Below are 17,786 nucleotides of genomic sequence, written 5' to 3'. Positions count from 1 at the left end.
CCTGGATTATAAATAAGATTTCGTTGCGACGATGATCATTTCTGCACGGCCTGTCGAATGGTTCGCTAATTGGTGTTCATGATCGGCACTATAATAGATGGAATCGCCGGCTTTTGCAGTGTAGGACCGGCTGCCGATATCCAGGCGCACTTCACCTTTTAGGACGTAGACGAAGGTCTCGGATGCCGAGGGTTCAAAAGTTTTAAAATTCCCTGATGCTTCTAAGGTTAGGTAAACCGGTTCCATTTCTTTCTTATTGGACGTCGGGACGAGCCAATCGATTTCATAGCCAGCTTCACGGTCGATGTGGACCGTATGATCTTCTTCCTTGAAGACGAGCTTTGCTTCTTCGGCATCTGTGAAAAATTCTTTTGGAGTCGTTCCGAGAACTTCAAGAAGCGAAAATAGCGTTTCGATGGAAGGGGAGTTCATGTCGCGTTCAAGCTGTGAAATGAACCCTTTGCTCAAATCTGTCCTCGAGCCAAGCTCTTCCTGGGTTAAACCGTTTTTCAGCCGCAGATTCTTGATCTTTTTGCCGATTTGCATACATTCTCCTCGATTCTTCAGTAGTGGTACAATATAGAAAGAACTGGCGATAGATGGTATATGCGCCCTGTCATTCAGATGGAATAAATACGAATTGTTCGAGTCGATGAATGAAGAGCCAATAGTTTAGTGAAAATATACTTTTAGTTTAGTTAAAGTATTTATTCATTATACAAAACCTGCGTTGAAATTCAAGGGGAAAAAACTTTGAAAAATGAATCCGAATCTATTGCAATCAGTTAAGGCAATTACTATTATAGAGAAAGTGCAAAAGCCAAAAAGTCCACAAAGACTGACATAGAAGTTTTCGGTTGTGCAAAATCGACAGACGACAGGGATATAAAAGCCCAACCAACTACGGGAGTGATCAACTTGAACGGAAAGATGAATTTTTTCCTCGACCCGAAAAACCGGGTAGCGCAAAAACCATCCATCATGAATTATAAACAAGACGAAAAAGGGCTATATCTGTTAGCCGACAAGAAGTTCATCAATTGGATGGACGTCCACACGTTCTGCCATACGTGCATGGACCCACTGACTTTCGATAATGAATTCGACGCAAGCTATTGCGCAAGCTGCAACGAGTGGCGCGAAGAGCGCTGCAGCGACATCAGCTGCGAATACTGCGAGAATCGACCTGAACGGCCACTAGATCCCCGCAAATAAGCGGGGGTTTTTTTATGGGCGAAAGAAGGATATGATGAAGAAGAGCAAACAAGAAGATGGGGGATGGACATGAAAAAGGAATTCGTGGTAATAGGCCTAGGGCGTTTCGGCGGAAGCATTGTCCGGGAACTGATCGAACAAGGCGCTGACGTGATGGCCATCGATAAAGATCATGAGCGGGTGGATGAATTCGCTTCGATCGCGACGCAAGCTGTTGTTGCCGATACAACTGACGAATCGGTATTAAAATCCCTCGGGGTCCGCAATTTTGAGCAGGTCATCGTCGCAATCGGCGAAAATATCCAAGCGAGCATCCTGACAACGCTCATGCTGAAAGAAATCGGGGTCAAGAAAATCACTGTCAAAGCTCAAAACGATTACCATGCAAAAGTACTGCATAAAATCGGGGCAGACAAAGTCGTACATCCAGAGCGCGATATGGGGATACGGATCGCCCATAACATCCTATCGAATAATGTACTCGATTATCTGGAACTATCCGACGAGCATTCGATTATGGAGATCAAGGCGAACGATAAACTGGCGGGCTATACCTTGATCGAATTGGATATCCGCGCTAAATACGGCATCAATATCGTCGCAATCAAAAGAGGGGACGATATCATCGTGTCCCCGCAAGCCGATATGGAAATCGAGCGGGATGATATCCTGATCATCATCGGATCCGATGCCGACATCAACCGTTTTGAAAAGAAAGTCATGAACTAAATAAGGCAAAAAAAAAGAAGCCGCTGAGGGCTTCTTTTTTTATACTTCCATGATGACTGGGAGAATCATCGGGCGGCGTTTCGTTTTTTCGTAAAGATATGGCCCGAGGACATCTGAAATTTCGGTCTTCAGCTCAGCCCAGTCGGTATTTTTGCTGTGAATTTTTTTGTTCAAGTGGCGGTTCAGCATCTGCTGGGCCTCGTAGATCATCGTGCCGGATTCGCGCATATAGACGAACCCGCGTGAAATGAGGTCAGGTCCTGATACCATACGGCTTTTCTTCTTGTCGACACTGACAACAACGATGACTAGGCCTTCTTCAGACAGCACACGGCGGTCGCGAAGGACGATGTTGCCGATATCGCCGATGCCGCTGCCGTCGATGTAAACATCGCCGGAAGGGATGCGGCCTGCAACAGAAGCCTCGTCTTGGCCAAGCGCCAGGACATCACCGTTTTCCATGATGAAAGTGTTCTCGCGCGGAACGTCACAGTCAACTGCGAGTTCTGCATGTTGAGCCTGCATCCGGTATTCGCCGTGAATCGGCATGAAGAATTTTGGTTTGATCAAGCGCAGCATCAATTTGTTTTCTTCTTGTGAACCATGTCCGGATGTGTGGATATCGTTCAATGAACCGTGGATGACATCAGCCCCTGCACGGAACAATAGGTTGATCGTACGGTTGACGCTGCTCGTATTGCCTGGAATTGGGGAAGACGAGAAGACGACCGTATCGTTCGGCTGGATCTGGATTTGACGATGTGTACCGTTGGCGATGCGCGACAGTGCAGCCATCGGTTCGCCTTGTGAACCTGTACATAGGATGACGACTTTATCGGCAGGCATCCGGTTCAAGGTTTGCGTATCGATAAACGCATCTTCAGGAGCCGTAATATAGCCAAGCTCGCGGCCGATCGTCATGGCATTATCCATGCTGCGGCCAAAAACGGCGATTTTACGGCCTTGGCGCACAGCTTCATCAGTCACTTGTTGCAAACGGTAAATATTGGAAGCGAACGTGGCGAAAATTAAACGCCCTTCGACTTTCCGCATGATTTCCTTGATCGTTTCACCGACTTTGCGTTCGGACATGGTGAAATTCGGGATTTCAGCATTCGTCGAATCGGACAACAGGCACAATACCCCTTCGCTGCCGATTTGAGCCATCTTCAATAGGTTGGCAGGCTCGCCGACTGGCGTGAAGTCGAATTTGAAGTCTCCGGTGTGGACGATGCTGCCGGGCGGTGTTTTGACAACTACGCCGAATGAATCGGGAATACTGTGGGTCGTGCGGAAGAAACTGACCGAAGTTTTGCGGAATTTGATAACATCTTCCTCTTCGATTTCGATCATTTTCGTTTGGCGCAACAAGCCGTGTTCTTCCAGTTTTTTACGCAATAAGCCAAGTGCTAGCTTACCGCCGTAAACCGGCATGTTCACTTGCTTGAGCAGGTATGGAATGCCGCCGATATGGTCTTCGTGGCCGTGTGTAACGAATAGGCCTTTGATTTTATCGGCATTTTTAACTAGATAAGTGTAATCCGGAATGACGTAATCGATTCCGAGCAAATCGTCTTCCGGGAATTTGATGCCGGCATCAATAAGGATGATTTCATCCTGGAATTGGACACCGTATGTGTTTTTGCCGATTTCGCCCAGTCCGCCGAGCGCGAAAACAGCTGTTTGATCATTTTTCACGAATTTCATTATGCGTCGATAGACTCCACTTTATAATCTTGGGAGGCTTGTTCATATTCGAGGTGCTGGCCTTCTAGAAGCTGCACGAGCTCGATGTTGAAGTTGCGGTCCTTCAGGTGGTGACGGACTTCCCGCTCGGTGGAAGCTTCTACATATAAACTTTGTGTGTTTTCGCGAACTGGTACTTCAAAACGGTTTTCTTGGTAATATACTTTAAAAATCATATTTTGCTCTCCTTTTTCCACGTTCAATATAAATGCACTTTCTTTATATTATCATGCCATTGTTCTAAAATAAAGAATAGCCCTCCTATTTATTAAGAAGGGCCGAAACAAACCTTATGCTATCTTCTTTTTGTTCATAATGCCGTTGAGCTGTCTGAGTAGTCTGCGTTTCAACCGTTTCAGCATGGCTCACCACTCCTTATGTATAGTATACTGTTTTTTCTGACAAAAGAAAAGAGGGCGTGTCAAGAAATGCCTCAAAAGATTGGAGATAGGAATATGTCGAAATTATTATTATTGGATATCGATGGCACCTTGCTCGATACGAACAAACAATTGCCGGAAGCTACAAAACAAGCATTAGTTGCAGCCCGCGCGAACGGCCACCAGCTGGCTATCGCCACAGGCCGTGCACCGTTTATGATCGGCTCGCTTCTCGAAGAATTATCGATCGATACGTATATTACGTTCAACGGTCAGTACATTGCGTTTGAAAATGAAGCGGTGCACAAACAGGCTATCGAATCAGAGACCTTGGAAAAAGTGATGGCATTTGCAGAGCAGCGCGACCATCCGTTGGTTTTCTTGAACGAGCATAAGATGGTCTCTTCGATCGATTTTCATCCGGACATCGACGAAAGCATCAAAAGCTTGAAATTCCCTCATCCGGAAATGGACAAAGATTTCTACCGTACAAATGATGTGTACCAGGCGCTCGTATTCTGTGAAGAGCACGAAGAAAGCCAATATCATGAAGAATTCCAGAACGTGGATTTTGTGCGTTGGCACCGCGTATCGTGTGACATCCTGCCAAAAGGAGGCAGCAAAGCGGAAGGCATCAAGCAATTGATTCGCGCGACTGGCCATCGCTTAGAAGATACGATAGCGTTCGGCGACGGATTGAACGATCTTCAAATGATGGAAATCGCCGGATTCAGCGTCGCGATGGCGAATGGACACGAAGAAACGAAGAAACGCGCCAACCACATTACAGGGCACGTAGACGAAGGCGGGCTCGCCAGCGCATTCGAGTTCCTCGGCCTAAGCCGGTAATTTTTAGCTAGTTTAGGAGTTTTCAGCTTCCATAGAAAACCCCGCCTCCAAAAAATGGAGGCGGGGTTTTGTCATTCTACAGTTTCAGCTTGAAGGTCGATGGGTGAAGCATTTTCGACTTCCTGGAATGGGTCGTTCGGGTTAATGTGATCGTAGAACATGATGCCGTTCAAATGATCAAGTTCGTGTTGGAAAGCGATGGCTGGAAGGCCTTTCAAGCGCGTCTTGAACTCTTCACCGGTCAAGGTATAGCCTTTGACGGTGATACGGGCATAGCGCGGAACATATCCAGGAACCGAACGGTCGACGGACAAGCAGCCTTCGCCGCCGGATAAATAGGCTTTCTCGACTGAATGGCTGACGATTTTCGGATTCACTGCCACCAGGCTCAAGTTCTCGCCGGAATGTTCGTCAAAATGCAAAGCGAAGATCCGCTTGGAGATGTTGATCTGGGGAGCGGCGATGCCGACGCCCGGGCGCAAATCGTATTTCTCCGCCAGCTCGTCGTCTTGGCTGTTCTTTACATATTCCAAAAGCTCTTCGCCGAGCTTTTGGTCCTCTGCGGAAAGCGGAAGTTTAACCTCTTCTGCTTTCTGGCGAAGAGTGGGGTGCCCTTCACGGATAATATCCTTCATTACAATCACGTATGTTCATCCTTTCATGGTGCTCGCTAGTATTCTTATTGTAGCGTATGATCGTCTTTTTGAAAAAAGAAAAAGCTCTTGCCGTTATTGTATTTTGCCGATATTCACTCTATAGTTAATTCATGGAAATCAAGGGGGACTTTATTGTGAAGAAAATAGCCATCGCCACGGTTCTGACCGGCACTCTCTTTCTTTCGGCATGTTCAGGGGCATCGACAGAAGAGCAACTGAATGAAATTTTGGAGACGACTTTCGAAGAGGAAGCCGAGTATCGTGATGTGCAGAGCGAATTGCAGAGCCGTGAACAGAACGAGCAAGAAATCTTCGAATCGATCATGGCCTTAACCAAGGAACAGCAGGCAGAAGTGGAAGAGAAGTCACAGGAAGCGATCGCTTCTGCCGATGAGCGGCTTGACTTGTTGGAGACGGAACGCGAGTCGATGCAAAGCGCTGCCGAAGAATTCGACGGAATCGACGAATTAATTGAGGAAACGGAAGAAGAAGCCGTTAAGTCGGATCTCCAAGCGCTGAAAGAGCGAATGGACGAGCGCTTTGCAAAACATGGTGAATTCACGGATGCCTATCAGACATTGATCGAACACCAGAAAGAATTGTATGCAATGGTAGCGGAAGAGGATATGGATCTTGCCACTCTTCAAGACAAGACCAATGAAGTAAATGAACAGAATGAGCTGGTGCAAGAAGCCGTAACAGCTTTCAACGAACAGACGGAACAGTTTAATGAACTGAAAAACGAAACCATTGAAAAAATGAATGCAGAAAACGACTGAGCAGCCGCTGTGGCTGCTTTTTTCTGTGCTATAAAAGTGCGAAGGTATTATTCTGTATTATAATACAGATGTGATTTTCTTTATAGTACAGTTACAGGTATTTTTAAGATTTGGCAAAACGGGTATACACGTATAATGTATTGTTCTTCTATGATTGACCGTAATATTGTGGTGGCGTATACTAAAAAAGAATGTGGCGATTGTATCACTAAGCTAGTGTTAAAATTTTAATACAGATAAAGGAGAGTTGCTTTTATGGCTGCGAAAAAGAATCAGCAATTCGATCCGGTGGAAACTTTGCATGCGATCGAAGAAAAGTTTGAAATGGTTCAAGTGTTGAACGAAGAAGGCGAAATTGTTAATAAGGATTACGATCCGAATCTATCCGATGAGCAATTGGAAGAATTGATGAAGCGCATGGTTTACACGCGTATCCTGGATCAGCGTTCAATTTCATTGAATCGTCAGGGACGTCTCGGATTCTACGCACCGACTGCTGGACAGGAAGCGTCTCAATTGGCATCCCATTTTGCGTTGGAAAAAGACGACTTTATCTTGCCGGGTTATCGTGACGTTCCACAATTGATCTGGCACGGATGGCCGTTGCACCAAGCATTCTTGTTCTCCCGTGGACATTTCAAAGGAAATCAGATGGCTGAAGGCTTGAACATCTTGCCTCCACAAATCATCATCGGCGCACAGTTCATCCAGGCTGCTGGTGTTGCACTCGGCATGCAAAAACGTAAAAAAGAAGCGGTCGCTGTAACCTATACAGGCGATGGCGGATCTTCACAGGGCGATTTCTACGAAGGCATCAACTTTGCCGGAGCATTCCGCGCACCAGCGATCTTTATCGTACAAAACAACCAATTCGCGATTTCGACACCGCGTGAATTGCAGACTTCAGCAAAAACGATTGCGCAAAAAGCGGTTTCTGCTGGAATCCCAGGAGTGCTTGTAGATGGCATGGATCCACTTGCAGTTTATGCTGTGACGCGTGATGCACGCGAACGCGCAGTAAAAGGCGAAGGGCCGACATTGATCGAAACGATGTGCTACCGCTACGGGCCGCATACGATGGCAGGGGATGACCCAACACGCTACCGTACTTCAGATATCGACAGCGAATGGGAAAAGAAAGATCCGCTCGTTCGTTTCCGCAAATATCTTGAAGCAAAAGGCTTGTGGAATGAAGAAAAAGAAAACGAAGTAATCGAGAAAGCAAAAGAAGAAATCAAAGCGGCGATTAAAGAAGCAGACAGCACGCCGAAACAAAAAGTTTCTGATCTTCTCGGAATCATGTACGAGGAAGTTCCATTCAATGTACAGGAACAGCTCGATATCTATAAAGCAAAGGAGTCGAAGTAAGCCATGGCACAAATGACGATGATCCAAGCGATTACGGACGCTCTGAAAACAGAAATGAAAAACGATGAAAATGTTCTTGTTTTCGGTGAAGACGTAGGTAATAACGGCGGTGTATTCCGCGCAACTGAAGGTTTGCAAAAAGAATTCGGCGAAGATCGTGTATTCGATACGCCACTCGCTGAATCAGGCATCGGCGGCCTAGCGATCGGTCTTGGATTGCAAGGCTATCGCCCGGTACCGGAAATCCAGTTCTTCGGCTTTGTTTTCGAAGTCATGGATTCCATCAGCGGCCAAATGGCGCGTATGCGCTACCGCAGCGGCGGCACGTTGACATCGCCGGTGACCATCCGTTCACCATTCGGCGGCGGCGTACACACGCCGGAAATGCACGCTGACTCACTCGAAGGACTCATGACTTCACAACCCGGTTTGAAAGTAGTCATCCCATCGACACCATACGATGCAAAAGGATTGTTGATCTCGGCCATCCGCGACAACGACCCGGTTATTTTCCTTGAGCATATGAAATTGTACCGTTCATTCCGCCAAGAAGTGCCGGAAGAAGAATACACGATTCCACTTGGCAAAGCCGACGTGAAACGTGAAGGTACAGACCTTTCTATCATCACTTACGGTGCTATGGTGCAAGAGAGCATGAAAGCAGCTGAAGAATTGGAAAAAGATGGCCACTCAGTGGAAGTCGTCGATTTGCGCACAGTTCAGCCGCTTGATATCGAAGCGATTATTGCATCCGTTGAAAAGACGAACCGTGCAATCGTCGTACAGGAAGCTCAAAAACAAGCTGGAATTGCGGCGAATGTCGTGGCTGAGATCAACGACCGCGCAATCTTGAGCCTTGAAGCTCCAGTACTCCGCGTAACAGCACCGGACTCTGTCTTCCCATTCTCGCAAGCTGAGCAAGTTTGGCTGCCGAATGCAAAGGATATAGTAGAAACAGCGAAAAAAGTACTGAATTTCTAATTTCCGGATAGCGGCAGCAACACGCCGCTCGGTCCAGTACGAAACTAGAAAAACAGCCTGAATTCAGTTGAACCGGCTTTCGCGTAACGAAAGCCGGTGCTGAATCATTGCTAACAGCAGCATTCCATATGGCGCGCCGCATGGAATGTACAATAGAAAGGGTGACTAGAATGGCTTTTGAATTTCGATTGCCGGATATCGGTGAAGGTATCCACGAAGGTGAAATAGTAAAATGGTTTATCAAGGCCGGAGACACGATCGAAGAAGACGATATTCTGTGTGAAGTGCAGAATGATAAAGCGGTCGTAGAAATCCCGTCTCCTGTTTCAGGAACTATCGAGGAAGTGCTTGTAGAAGAAGGAACAGTCGCAGTCGTCGGAGATGTACTCGTGAAAATCGATTCTCCGGATGCGGATGATGTCCACTTCAAAGGCGGAAAAGACGACGAAGAAAAACCTGCCCCAGAAGCAAAACAAGAGGAAACGCAGGAAGAAACAGAAGAGCAGGTCCAGTCAGGAACAGCTGAATCCGGTGAAAATGTCGATAAAGAACCGGCTCCGGAAAGCAAGCCAGAAGGCGAAACCGGCGCAGGCGACCAGCCGCAAGCAGATGAAGCAGACAGCGACCCGAATAAACGTGTCATTGCAATGCCATCTGTGCGTAAATTCGCGCGTGAAAAAGAAGTCGATATCAAGAAAGTCAAAGGGTCTGGAGACAACGGCCGCATTATGAAACAAGATATTGAAGCATTCTTGGACGGCGGGCAGGAGCAAGAAGCACCGGCAGCAGACCAGGAAACAGCGTCACAAGAAACACAGGAAACAAAAGAAGCCCCTGCAGCAGCCGCTCCAGAAGGCGAATTCCCGGAAACTCGCGAAAAAATGTCCGGCATGCGCAAAGCGATCGCCAAAGCGATGGTACATTCGAAGCACACGGCTCCTCACGTCGCGTTAATGGACGAAGTCGATGTAACCGAACTCGTTGCACACCGCAAAAAGTTCAAAGACATCGCTGCGGAAAAAGAAATCAAGCTGACGTATTTGCCGTATGTCGTCAAAGCTTTGGTCAGCACATTGCGTGAATTCCCGGCACTTAATACGTCATTCGACGATGAAACCGGCGAAGTAATTCACAAGCACTACTTCAATATCGGTATTGCTGCAGACACGGACAAAGGATTGCTCGTCCCAGTTATCAAGCATGCAGACCGTAAATCCGTCTTCGCCATTTCCGATGAAATCAACCAGCTTGCAACAAAAGCGCGTGATGGCAAATTGTCATCTGCTGAAATGAAAGGTGCTTCATGCTCGATCACGAATATTGGGTCTGCAGGCGGCCAATGGTTCACGCCAGTCATCAACCACCCGGAAGTTGCTATCTTAGGCATCGGGCGCATTGCTGAAAAACCGGTAGTGAAAAATGGTGAAATTGTAGCAGCTCCTGTGTTAGCATTATCATTGAGCTTCGATCACCGCATGATCGACGGAGCAACTGCACAACATGCATTAAATCACATCAAACGTTTGTTAAGTGAACCAGAATTACTATTAATGGAGGCGTAAAACTTATGGTAGTAGGAGATTTTCCAATCGAAACAGACACGCTCGTCATCGGCTCAGGCCCTGGCGGCTATGTCGCAGCTATCCGTGCAGCACAGACTGGCCAAAAAGTAACCATCGTTGAGAAAGAATACATCGGCGGCGTTTGTTTGAACGTCGGCTGTATCCCTTCAAAAGCGATGATTTCTGTCGGCCACCGTTTTGAAGAAGCCCAGCATTCCGATGACATGGGCATTGTGGCGAAAGAAGTTTCTTTGAACTTCGAAAAAGCACAAGCGTTCAAAGACAGTGTCGTCAAGAAATTGACTGGCGGCGTCGAATCCTTGCTAAAAGGCAATAAAGTGGAAATCGTCCGCGGCGAAGCATATTTCGTAGACGAAAACACTGTTCGCATCATGGACGCGGATTCTGCCCAAACGTATAAGTTCAAAAACGCTATTATCGCAACGGGTTCACGCCCAGTTGAAATCCCAACATTCAAATATTCAGAGCGCGTGATCGATTCAAGTGGTGCACTTGCTTTGAAAGAAGTCCCGAACAAGCTGCTCGTCATCGGCGGCGGCTATATCGGAACTGAGCTTGGGACTGCCTATGCAAACATGGGTTCTGAAGTGACTATTCTTGAAGGCGCACCAGATATTCTTGCTGGATTCGAAAAGCAAATGACGTCAATTGTCAAAAAAGGCTTGAAGAAAAAAGGTGTAGAAGTCATCACAAAAGCGTCTGCTAAAGGCGTAGAAGAATCAGATTCAGGCGTATCGGTTTCATACGAAGCAGGCGGCGAAGAGAAAACAATCGACGCAGACTACGTATTGGTAACTGTCGGCCGCCGTCCGAACACGGATGAAATGGGCCTTGAAGAGCTCAACATCAAAATGGGCGAGCGCGGGCTTATCGAAGTCGACAAGCAATGCCGTACAAGCATCCCGAACATCTATGCGATCGGTGATATTGTGGCAGGACTTCAATTGGCTCACAAAGCATCTTACGAAGGCAAAGTTGCTGCTGAAGCGATTGCCGGCGAAAAATCGGAAGTTGACTACATGGCAATTCCAGCGGTTTGCTTTACAGACCCTGAACTTGCAAGTGTCGGTTTGACTGAAGAACAGGCTAAAGAAGAAGGCTTTGAAGTGACAGCGGCTAAATTCCCATTCGGCGCTAACGGACGCGCTTTGTCGCTGAACTCTTCTGAAGGCTTCGTGAAATTGGTCTCCCGTAAAGAAGATGGCTTGCTATTAGGCGGACAAATCGTTGGAGCGGGAGCTTCTGACATGGTTGCAGAAATTGGTTTGGCCATCGAAGCGGGCATGACTGTGGAAGACATCGCGATGACAATCCACGCTCACCCGACTTTGGCTGAGATTACAATGGAAGCGGCGGAAGTGGCTCTAGGCACGCCGATTCACATCATCAAATAAATAATTATGAAAGGACCGCAAAATGCGGTCCTTTTTTCTATGCTTTATATGTCCTGCGTATGTTAAAATTTTACACAAGGAGGTTGATTATGAAAAAACGAAATTGGCTGCTGCCGACATGTGCGGTATTTCTGCTCGGGGCTTGTTCTGATGAGACTGCTTCAGAGCCGGAAGATACAGCACAAGAACAATCGGCGCAAACGGATGATGTCGAGGAAGATGTGGCATCAGAGCAATCCGCAAGCGATCAAGAAGAACAAGCAGAAATAGAAGAACAGGAAGTTGCGGAAGAGCAGGGGGTGGAAGAAGACAGCGAACAGGCTGCCGAACCGCGCTATCGCATTAATCCGCAAAACTCCCAAGTTGAACCGATTGGAGATGCGAACGAACAAGCAGTCTTGATCACGATCGATGATGCACCGGATACATATTCGCTTGAAATGGCCGAAACCTTGAAAGAACTTGATGTACCGGCTATCTTTTTCGTCAACGGGCATTTCCTCGATACAGAGGAAGAACAACAGACCTTGTCTGAAATTCACGACATGGGCTTTGCGATCGGAAACCATACGAATACCCATGTCAACTTGAAACAGTCCACAGAAAGCGTCCAGCAAGATGAGATCGTGTCACTGAATGAGCGTGTCGAAGCGATCATCGGGGAGGCGCCGAAGTTTTTCCGTGCCCCGTTTGGCGTAAACACCGAGTTCAGTAAAGCGCTTGCCGAAGAACAGGGCATGGTGCGCATGAACTGGACATACGGCTATGATTTCATGGAGGGTTATATGGAACCGGAAGCTTTGACGGAAATTATGATCAACGCCCCTGAACTCAATAGCGGCGGAAACTTGCTCATGCATGATAGGGAGTGGACAAATGAAGCGCTGCCGCAAATCATCGAAGGGCTGCGCGACAAAGGCTATGAGTTTGTAGATCCGGATGAAATAGAAGGAATCTGACGACAAAAAAGGATCCAGCGCTCATGGCGCTGGATCCTTTTTATTGTCTATCCTTAACGGAATGCATGATGTTCTTTGATGACATGAAGCGTTTGGAGCGAATCATCTTCAGGGCCCTGCACCGGCAGCCCGGCTTTGACGTTCGTATGGATGTAGGAAATGTTTTCCTCGGTAATGATTTCGCCCGGGATAAAAATCGGAATGCCCGGTGGATAAACCATGATGAACTCGGCCGAGATACGTCCCACCGCTTCATCGATCGGAATGATTTCCGTCTCTGCGTAGAAAGCATCGCGAGGCGTCATCGCAAGCCGCGGAATTTCAGGCAATAAGACAATCGGTTCCGCAACCGCATGTTCAGTCTCCAAGGCTTCACTCATACGCTGCAAGGCGTTGACGAGCAAGTTGATTTCTTTCCGGCTATCACCGAGTGTGACGAGGCAGAGGATGTTATACAAATCGGACAGTTCGATTTCGATGTTGGCGTTCTCGCGCAGCCATTCTTCTGCCTGGTGGCCGGTGATGCCGAGGTTTTTGACGCTGATCAATAATTTGGTCGGGTCCATATCGTAAGTCGCGGAAGAATTAAGCAGCTCTTTCCCAACGCATACCAAATGGGGAATCTTATTGATCCGCTTGCGAGCGTCCTGTGCCAGCCGAATGGTCTGGTCGATCAGGTCGAAGCCGTGGATCGCGAGCTGTCGCCGTGCGGTATCAAGCGATGCCAGTATTGGGTAGGATGTCGAGGTCGTCGTAAGCATCGACAAAGTCGCTTGGACGCGTTTCGGCGATACCAATCCTTCACGCACATTCAAAACAGAACTTTGGGTCATAGAGCCGCCTAGTTTGTGGACCGAAGTGGCAGCCATGTCCGCGCCTGCTGCCATCGCGGAAACTGGCAAGGATTTATGGAAATGGATATGGACGCCGTGCGCTTCATCGACCAGCACAGGAATGGATTTGTCATGGGCGATATCGACAATGCGTTTCAAATCAGCGGCTACGCCGAAATAAGTTGGATTGATGACAAGCACTGCTTTGGCATCGGGATATTCCATTAAGGCTTTCTCTACTGATTCAGGCGAAATGCCATGGGAGATGCCGAGTTCTGGATCGACTTCCGGATGGATAAAGACAGGGATGGCGCCGGCAAAAACGATGGCTGACATGATGGATTTATGGACGTTGCGCGGGACGAGGATTTTGTCGTTCGGCCCAACGACACTCAAAATCATCGTCATAATGGCGCCGCTCGTTCCTTGGACTGAGAAGAAAGTATGGTCTGCGCCAAACGCCTGCGCTGCCAATTCCTGCGCTTGTTTGATGGCGCCTTTTGGGGAATGCAGGTCATCAAGTGGCGCTATATTGATCAAGTCAATCGACAGGATATTATCGCCGACAAATTCCCGGAAAGCGGGATCGACCCCTTGGCCTTTTTTATGGCCGGGAATGTGAAATTGTATAGGATGCCGATTCCGATGCTTCAATAGAGCATCAAAGAGCGGAGTTTCGAGTTGTGACAATGGGACGTGCACCTCACTTTATCAAAATGAAAACAAGAGAAATTATAGCATGCAAGACGCTGCGTTACTACACTTATAGCATGGATGTCTGACTTATTTTCGTCCGCGCGGGACAAGCTGCATGCATCGAAAAGGGAATTTCGAAATTGAAGCGAATAGACAAATAGAGGACAAAAAAGGAGTGGGATTATGGCATTTAAGACAAGAATCACGGAACTGCTTGGAATCGACTATCCGATCATCCAAGGAGGCCTGGCATATTTAGCTTATGCGGATCTAGCGGCAGCGGTCTCGAATGCCGGAGGGCTTGGGCAGATTACGGCGATGAGCCTTCCGGGGGCAGATGAGTTGCGCGAAGAAATCCGCAAAGTCCGCGAATTGACAGATAAGCCATTCGGTGTAAATTTTGCGATCGGTGAGCACGGTCGTGCATTTTCACACATGCTCGACGTAGCGATCGAAGAAGGGGTGCCTGTTGTGTCGATGACTGGCGGCAACCCGACACCGATCTTCGAACAATTGGAAGGCACCGATATCAAGAAATTGGTGTTGGTGGCAGCAAGACGCCAAGCTGAAAAGGCGGAGATGCTTGGGGCGGATGCCGTTATGGTCGTCGGGCATGAAGGTGGGGGGCACCTCGGCCGTGATGATATCGGGACAATGGTTCTGATTCCGCAAGTGGTCGATGCCGTGTCGATTCCTGTGATCGCGTCTGGGGGCATTGGCGACGGCCGCGGATGGATGGCGGCGCATGCGCTAGGAGCTGAAGGAATAGAAATGGGAACACGTTTCATTGCAACAAAAGAATGCATTCACGCGTCACAGCTGTATAAGCAGCAGTTGATTGACAGCACAGAAAACGATACAGTTATTATCAAGCGCAGCATTGGTGCACCGGCCCGTACTTTGTCCAACGCATGGACGGATCGCATCTTGGAGATCGAAAAAGAGTCGCCGAGCTACGAAGCGCTAAAAGATTATATTAGCGGAACCGCCAATAAACGCTATATTTATGATGGAGAACAAGAAAAAGGGTTCGGCTGGGCAGGGCAAGTGACGGGCTTGATCCGGGACGTGCCGACTGTCCAGGAATTGTTCGACCGGATGATCCAGCAAACGGAAGAAATCCGTAAACGCTGGGGGATTATCGAAAGAGAGTAGGTGAAGGCCATGGAATATTCATATCCATTTTCCATCGATTGGACGACAGACGAGATCGTCGACGTCGTGGAATTTTTCGAAGCGATAGAAAAAGCTTATGAAAAAGGGGTCGAACGGCAGGAATTGATGGACAAATACCGCAAGTTTAAAAAAGTGGTGCCATCGATGGCAGAAGAAAAGACATACTTCCGTGAGTTTGAAGAAGAAAGCGGCTATGTCAGTTTTACGGTCGTCAAGAAGATGAAAGAAGCTTCAGGCGATGAATTGATCCGCATCAAAAGATAGGAAAAAACCGCCGTTCAGCGATGAACGGCGGTTTTTTCGTTTGCTTGAAGCAACTTCCGGTAAATCGGAAGCAGCTCGCGGAATGTTTCTTCTGCAAAAGCATAAAATCCATCTTTATCGAGCGCAGCAGCATCAGCGCGTGCCAACTGCCTGCCGATGACGAGCTCCCCTTTTTTGACATCGCGCAGCCGCGTGAGCAGCTTTTCGATGCCCTCTTCGCCAAGCGATGCAATGGCATCGGCTTCAGGCTTCATATGATCGCCTGAAACGACAAATTCTTCCGGCAAGTCAGCTAAAGCCCCAGTAGAAATCAGTTGGTTCGCCATTTGCGGTTTGCCGGGCGCTTCATAAATGACAGCAAGAATAACAAATACATGGCTTTCCCAAAGCCCAATTTGGAAATGCGGGACAGCTTTATAGCCGCGTTTATAAGGCGCAAATGCCACCCAGCTGTCATTCGGCGGATTGACAGTCCGGCGCATGTGCTTCGCGACATGCGGGAAAAATTCATCCCCGGTTTCCCCGGAGAAATAAGCGGAAAAGTCTTGGCCCAATGCTTCGAATTTTGGTCGTACATGGGTCGATAATGCTTCCATGCGCGCCTCGAGTCCTGGAGTTTCAAATACTTCAAAATCCTGTTCAGTCCAGTATGGATTCACGGACATCCCCTCCTTAAATAATCATCAGGTTTTATTTTAACGAAGTTTGTGAAGAATGAATATAAATAAGTTTCCAGGAGGAATAAACGGGGTAAAGATGTGTAACAAACATCGCAATCGGAATATTCCGATTATGAGGGAAGGGGGGCGCTCACTTATGAAGCAGATGATACAGATTATCCGGAAAGCGGATGTAGAAAAAGAGTATATCAATACCTTGAAGCTGGAACTTGATTACGAATTGGCCACCTTGTATGATGCAATGCAGCAAAATGACAGCAGCCAAAAGGATAAGAGCAAGAAACGGCTGGCAGAAATACAAGTAGAACTGGAGGCTCTTCATGCATTGTAAACAGACGACCATACCGTAGAAGCATCTGCTGGCTAAAGACAGTGGATGCTTTTTTCGTTATAATAGAAAGAAATAAGGGGGAGCTCATACATGGACCAGCATGCAATGGACCGTTACATAAAATCGATGATCAAAGAAGCAGGGCACCGAATCCGCAATTCATTTCTTAGCGACATCTCGGTGGATACGAAAGCCCATGCCAATGACTTGGTCACAAACGTGGACAAGGAAGTGGAAAAGTTCTTCATCCGCCATATCCGGGAAGATTTTCCGGGACACCGCGTTTTTGGCGAAGAAGGTTACGGGGATACAATCGAAGAATTAAGCGGCATCGTTTGGATGCTTGACCCGATCGATGGCACGATGAATTTTGTGCATCAACGACGCAATTTTGCCATTTCGCTCGGCATATACGAAGATGGCGTCGGCAAGATGGGGTACATTTATGATGTCGTCAATGATGATCTGTATTATGCAGTAGCAGGCGGCGGTGCGTATTATAACGACGAACGGCTGCAGCCGCTCATCGAGACCGACATCAGCGAATCGATCATCGGCATGAATGCCATGTGGGCGACACCGAACCGGCACGTGGAGCATGAAGCGACGATCCGCCTCGTCCATGAAGCGCGCGGCATGCGTTCATACGGCTCGGCGGCGCTTGAACTGGCGTATCTTGCGAGCGGGCGCATCGATGCCTATATCTCCATGCGGCTATCGCCATGGGATATTGCCGGCGGCTTGGTCATGGCAAACGAAGTGGGCGCTGTCGCAAGTAATTTTTCAGGGCAGCCAGCAAACCTGCTGAAGTCAGATACATTCGTAGCTGCCAATCCATCCATTCACGGCAAATTGCTTGAGGATTACATCAAACCGAAACACATATAAACCATAAAAAAAGTGGCCGGGATATCCCGGCCACTTTTTTTGTTTATAATACGCCTGCATCGCGCATTTCTTTTTTTCGTTTGAATCCAAAGCCCATGATGACCAATAATAATAGGATGGAGAGAAAAATACCGGTTACGCTGCGAAGTGCCACTGCGACGCCAATCAGCACCATTGCCCCAATTGCCGCCAATGAAAATAGTACAAAAATCCATTTTATATTATGCCATGATTCTATGATCGCTTCTTTCATACCATCTAACCTCCTGCGTACAAGAA

Annotated in this window: 20 protein-coding genes; 13 read left to right on the top strand and 7 right to left on the bottom strand. The window is 47.8% G+C overall.

Annotation, left to right across the window (positions count from 1 at the left end):
- Window positions 1-6: 6 nt before the first annotated feature.
- Window positions 7-546, bottom strand: a complete 540-nt coding sequence (locus AUC31_RS09440) for a helix-turn-helix domain-containing protein (protein ID WP_058383451.1) — start codon at window positions 544-546, stop codon at window positions 7-9.
- 372 nt (window positions 547-918) lie between these two features.
- Here AUC31_RS09440 and AUC31_RS09435 point away from each other — a divergent pair, with 372 nt between their 5' ends.
- Together AUC31_RS09435 and AUC31_RS09430 are read left to right on the top strand one after the other, a co-directional pair.
- Complete coding sequence (locus tag AUC31_RS09435) at window positions 919-1,215, top strand: hypothetical protein (RefSeq protein WP_058383452.1); 297 nt, start codon at window positions 919-921, stop codon at window positions 1,213-1,215.
- Window positions 1,216-1,284: 69 nt separating this feature from the next.
- Window positions 1,285-1,944, top strand: coding sequence for a potassium channel family protein (locus AUC31_RS09430; protein ID WP_058383816.1), 660 nt, complete (start codon window positions 1,285-1,287; stop codon window positions 1,942-1,944).
- Window positions 1,945-1,983: 39 nt separating this feature from the next.
- Here AUC31_RS09430 and rnjA read toward each other — a convergent pair whose 3' ends face one another.
- Both rnjA and AUC31_RS09420 read right to left on the bottom strand, forming a co-directional pair.
- Window positions 1,984-3,651: a ribonuclease J1 gene (gene rnjA, locus AUC31_RS09425; RefSeq protein ID WP_058383453.1), complete on the bottom strand. Its 1,668-nt coding sequence runs from the start codon at window positions 3,649-3,651 to the stop codon at window positions 1,984-1,986.
- The gene (locus AUC31_RS09420; protein ID WP_058383454.1) at window positions 3,651-3,866 is read right to left on the bottom strand and encodes a DNA-dependent RNA polymerase subunit epsilon; all 216 of its coding nucleotides are present in this window, start codon (window positions 3,864-3,866) and stop codon (window positions 3,651-3,653) included. Before AUC31_RS09420 ends, rnjA begins: the two co-directional genes overlap by 1 nt.
- A 279-nt stretch (window positions 3,867-4,145) precedes the next feature.
- Here AUC31_RS09420 and AUC31_RS09415 point away from each other — a divergent pair, with 279 nt between their 5' ends.
- Window positions 4,146-4,919 (top strand): Cof-type HAD-IIB family hydrolase, encoded by a 774-nt coding sequence (locus AUC31_RS09415; protein ID WP_058383455.1) that lies wholly within the window; start codon window positions 4,146-4,148, stop codon window positions 4,917-4,919.
- 71 nt (window positions 4,920-4,990) lie between these two features.
- On the opposite strand, the gene def is transcribed toward AUC31_RS09415, so the two are convergent.
- Window positions 4,991-5,563, bottom strand: a complete 573-nt coding sequence (gene def / locus AUC31_RS09410) for a peptide deformylase (RefSeq protein ID WP_058383456.1) — start codon at window positions 5,561-5,563, stop codon at window positions 4,991-4,993.
- Window positions 5,564-5,709: 146 nt separating this feature from the next.
- On the opposite strand from def, the gene AUC31_RS09405 reads away from it, so the two are divergent.
- From AUC31_RS09405 to AUC31_RS09380, 6 genes are all read left to right on the top strand, one after another.
- Window positions 5,710-6,354: a YkyA family protein gene (locus tag AUC31_RS09405; RefSeq protein WP_058383457.1), complete on the top strand. Its 645-nt coding sequence runs from the start codon at window positions 5,710-5,712 to the stop codon at window positions 6,352-6,354.
- Between the two features lie 255 nt (window positions 6,355-6,609).
- A complete protein-coding gene (pdhA, locus tag AUC31_RS09400) occupies window positions 6,610-7,722 on the top strand; it encodes a pyruvate dehydrogenase (acetyl-transferring) E1 component subunit alpha (protein WP_058383458.1) in 1,113 nt (370 codons plus the stop codon).
- Between the two features lie 3 nt (window positions 7,723-7,725).
- Entirely contained in the window at window positions 7,726-8,703 is a 978-nt protein-coding gene (locus AUC31_RS09395; RefSeq protein WP_058383459.1) for an alpha-ketoacid dehydrogenase subunit beta, read from the top strand.
- Between the two features lie 170 nt (window positions 8,704-8,873).
- Complete coding sequence (locus tag AUC31_RS09390; RefSeq protein WP_058383460.1) at window positions 8,874-10,265, top strand: dihydrolipoamide acetyltransferase family protein; 1,392 nt, start codon at window positions 8,874-8,876, stop codon at window positions 10,263-10,265.
- Window positions 10,266-10,270: 5 nt separating this feature from the next.
- Complete coding sequence (lpdA, locus tag AUC31_RS09385; RefSeq protein ID WP_058383461.1) at window positions 10,271-11,680, top strand: dihydrolipoyl dehydrogenase; 1,410 nt, start codon at window positions 10,271-10,273, stop codon at window positions 11,678-11,680.
- An 89-nt stretch (window positions 11,681-11,769) separates the two neighbouring features.
- Window positions 11,770-12,639 carry a polysaccharide deacetylase family protein gene (locus AUC31_RS09380; RefSeq protein WP_058383462.1) on the top strand — a complete coding sequence of 290 codons (870 nt, stop codon included), beginning with the start codon at window positions 11,770-11,772 and terminating at the stop codon, window positions 12,637-12,639.
- Between the two features lie 53 nt (window positions 12,640-12,692).
- Here AUC31_RS09380 and AUC31_RS09375 read toward each other — a convergent pair whose 3' ends face one another.
- On the bottom strand, window positions 12,693-14,162 hold the full coding sequence (locus AUC31_RS09375; RefSeq protein ID WP_058383463.1) for an aminotransferase class I/II-fold pyridoxal phosphate-dependent enzyme: 1,470 nt from the start codon (window positions 14,160-14,162) through the stop codon (window positions 12,693-12,695).
- Between the two features lie 189 nt (window positions 14,163-14,351).
- Here AUC31_RS09375 and AUC31_RS09370 point away from each other — a divergent pair, with 189 nt between their 5' ends.
- Both AUC31_RS09370 and AUC31_RS09365 read left to right on the top strand, forming a co-directional pair.
- On the top strand, window positions 14,352-15,323 hold the full coding sequence (locus AUC31_RS09370; protein ID WP_058383464.1) for an NAD(P)H-dependent flavin oxidoreductase: 972 nt from the start codon (window positions 14,352-14,354) through the stop codon (window positions 15,321-15,323).
- Between the two features lie 9 nt (window positions 15,324-15,332).
- Window positions 15,333-15,608, top strand: coding sequence for a UPF0223 family protein (locus AUC31_RS09365; RefSeq protein WP_058383465.1), 276 nt, complete (start codon window positions 15,333-15,335; stop codon window positions 15,606-15,608).
- A 14-nt stretch (window positions 15,609-15,622) separates the two neighbouring features.
- Here the strand turns inward: AUC31_RS09365 and AUC31_RS09360 are convergent, their stop codons facing one another.
- The gene (locus AUC31_RS09360) at window positions 15,623-16,267 is read right to left on the bottom strand and encodes a YktB family protein (protein ID WP_083509153.1); all 645 of its coding nucleotides are present in this window, start codon (window positions 16,265-16,267) and stop codon (window positions 15,623-15,625) included.
- A 157-nt stretch (window positions 16,268-16,424) separates the two neighbouring features.
- Here AUC31_RS09360 and AUC31_RS09355 point away from each other — a divergent pair, with 157 nt between their 5' ends.
- Window positions 16,425-16,619: a hypothetical protein gene (locus AUC31_RS09355; RefSeq protein WP_058383467.1), complete on the top strand. Its 195-nt coding sequence runs from the start codon at window positions 16,425-16,427 to the stop codon at window positions 16,617-16,619.
- A 90-nt stretch (window positions 16,620-16,709) separates the two neighbouring features.
- On the top strand, window positions 16,710-17,507 hold the full coding sequence (locus AUC31_RS09350) for an inositol monophosphatase family protein (protein WP_058383468.1): 798 nt from the start codon (window positions 16,710-16,712) through the stop codon (window positions 17,505-17,507).
- Between the two features lie 43 nt (window positions 17,508-17,550).
- Here AUC31_RS09350 and AUC31_RS09345 read toward each other — a convergent pair whose 3' ends face one another.
- A complete protein-coding gene (locus AUC31_RS09345) occupies window positions 17,551-17,760 on the bottom strand; it encodes a YlaF family protein (protein WP_058383469.1) in 210 nt (69 codons plus the stop codon).
- Window positions 17,761-17,786: the final 26 nt, after the last annotated feature.

The organism is Planococcus rifietoensis, from assembly GCF_001465795.2.
GTDB classification, from domain to species: Bacteria; Bacillota; Bacilli; order Bacillales_A; family Planococcaceae; genus Planococcus; species Planococcus rifietoensis.
Note: the sequence above shows the minus strand (reverse complement) of the source record. Positions and strands in the feature narration are given on the sequence as shown.

Excerpts from the sequence above, each read along its gene's own strand:
- AUC31_RS09440 (WP_058383451.1), bottom strand. The coding sequence starts at position 546 with ATGCAAATCGGCAAAAAGATCAAGAATCTGCGGCTGAAAAACGGTTTA.
- AUC31_RS09430 (WP_058383816.1), top strand. The coding sequence starts at position 1,285 with ATGAAAAAGGAATTCGTGGTAATAGGCCTAGGGCGTTTCGGCGGAAGC.
- rnjA (WP_058383453.1), bottom strand. The coding sequence starts at position 3,651 with ATGAAATTCGTGAAAAATGATCAAACAGCTGTTTTCGCGCTCGGCGGA.
- AUC31_RS09420 (WP_058383454.1), bottom strand. The coding sequence starts at position 3,866 with ATGATTTTTAAAGTATATTACCAAGAAAACCGTTTTGAAGTACCAGTT.
- AUC31_RS09415 (WP_058383455.1), top strand. The coding sequence starts at position 4,146 with ATGTCGAAATTATTATTATTGGATATCGATGGCACCTTGCTCGATACG.
- pdhA (WP_058383458.1), top strand. The coding sequence starts at position 6,610 with ATGGCTGCGAAAAAGAATCAGCAATTCGATCCGGTGGAAACTTTGCAT.
- AUC31_RS09395 (WP_058383459.1), top strand. The coding sequence starts at position 7,726 with ATGGCACAAATGACGATGATCCAAGCGATTACGGACGCTCTGAAAACA.
- AUC31_RS09390 (WP_058383460.1), top strand. The coding sequence starts at position 8,874 with ATGGCTTTTGAATTTCGATTGCCGGATATCGGTGAAGGTATCCACGAA.
- lpdA (WP_058383461.1), top strand. The coding sequence starts at position 10,271 with ATGGTAGTAGGAGATTTTCCAATCGAAACAGACACGCTCGTCATCGGC.
- AUC31_RS09380 (WP_058383462.1), top strand. The coding sequence starts at position 11,770 with ATGAAAAAACGAAATTGGCTGCTGCCGACATGTGCGGTATTTCTGCTC.
- AUC31_RS09370 (WP_058383464.1), top strand. The coding sequence starts at position 14,352 with ATGGCATTTAAGACAAGAATCACGGAACTGCTTGGAATCGACTATCCG.
- AUC31_RS09365 (WP_058383465.1), top strand. The coding sequence starts at position 15,333 with ATGGAATATTCATATCCATTTTCCATCGATTGGACGACAGACGAGATC.
- AUC31_RS09355 (WP_058383467.1), top strand. The coding sequence starts at position 16,425 with ATGAAGCAGATGATACAGATTATCCGGAAAGCGGATGTAGAAAAAGAG.
- AUC31_RS09350 (WP_058383468.1), top strand. The coding sequence starts at position 16,710 with ATGGACCAGCATGCAATGGACCGTTACATAAAATCGATGATCAAAGAA.
- AUC31_RS09345 (WP_058383469.1), bottom strand. The coding sequence starts at position 17,760 with ATGAAAGAAGCGATCATAGAATCATGGCATAATATAAAATGGATTTTT.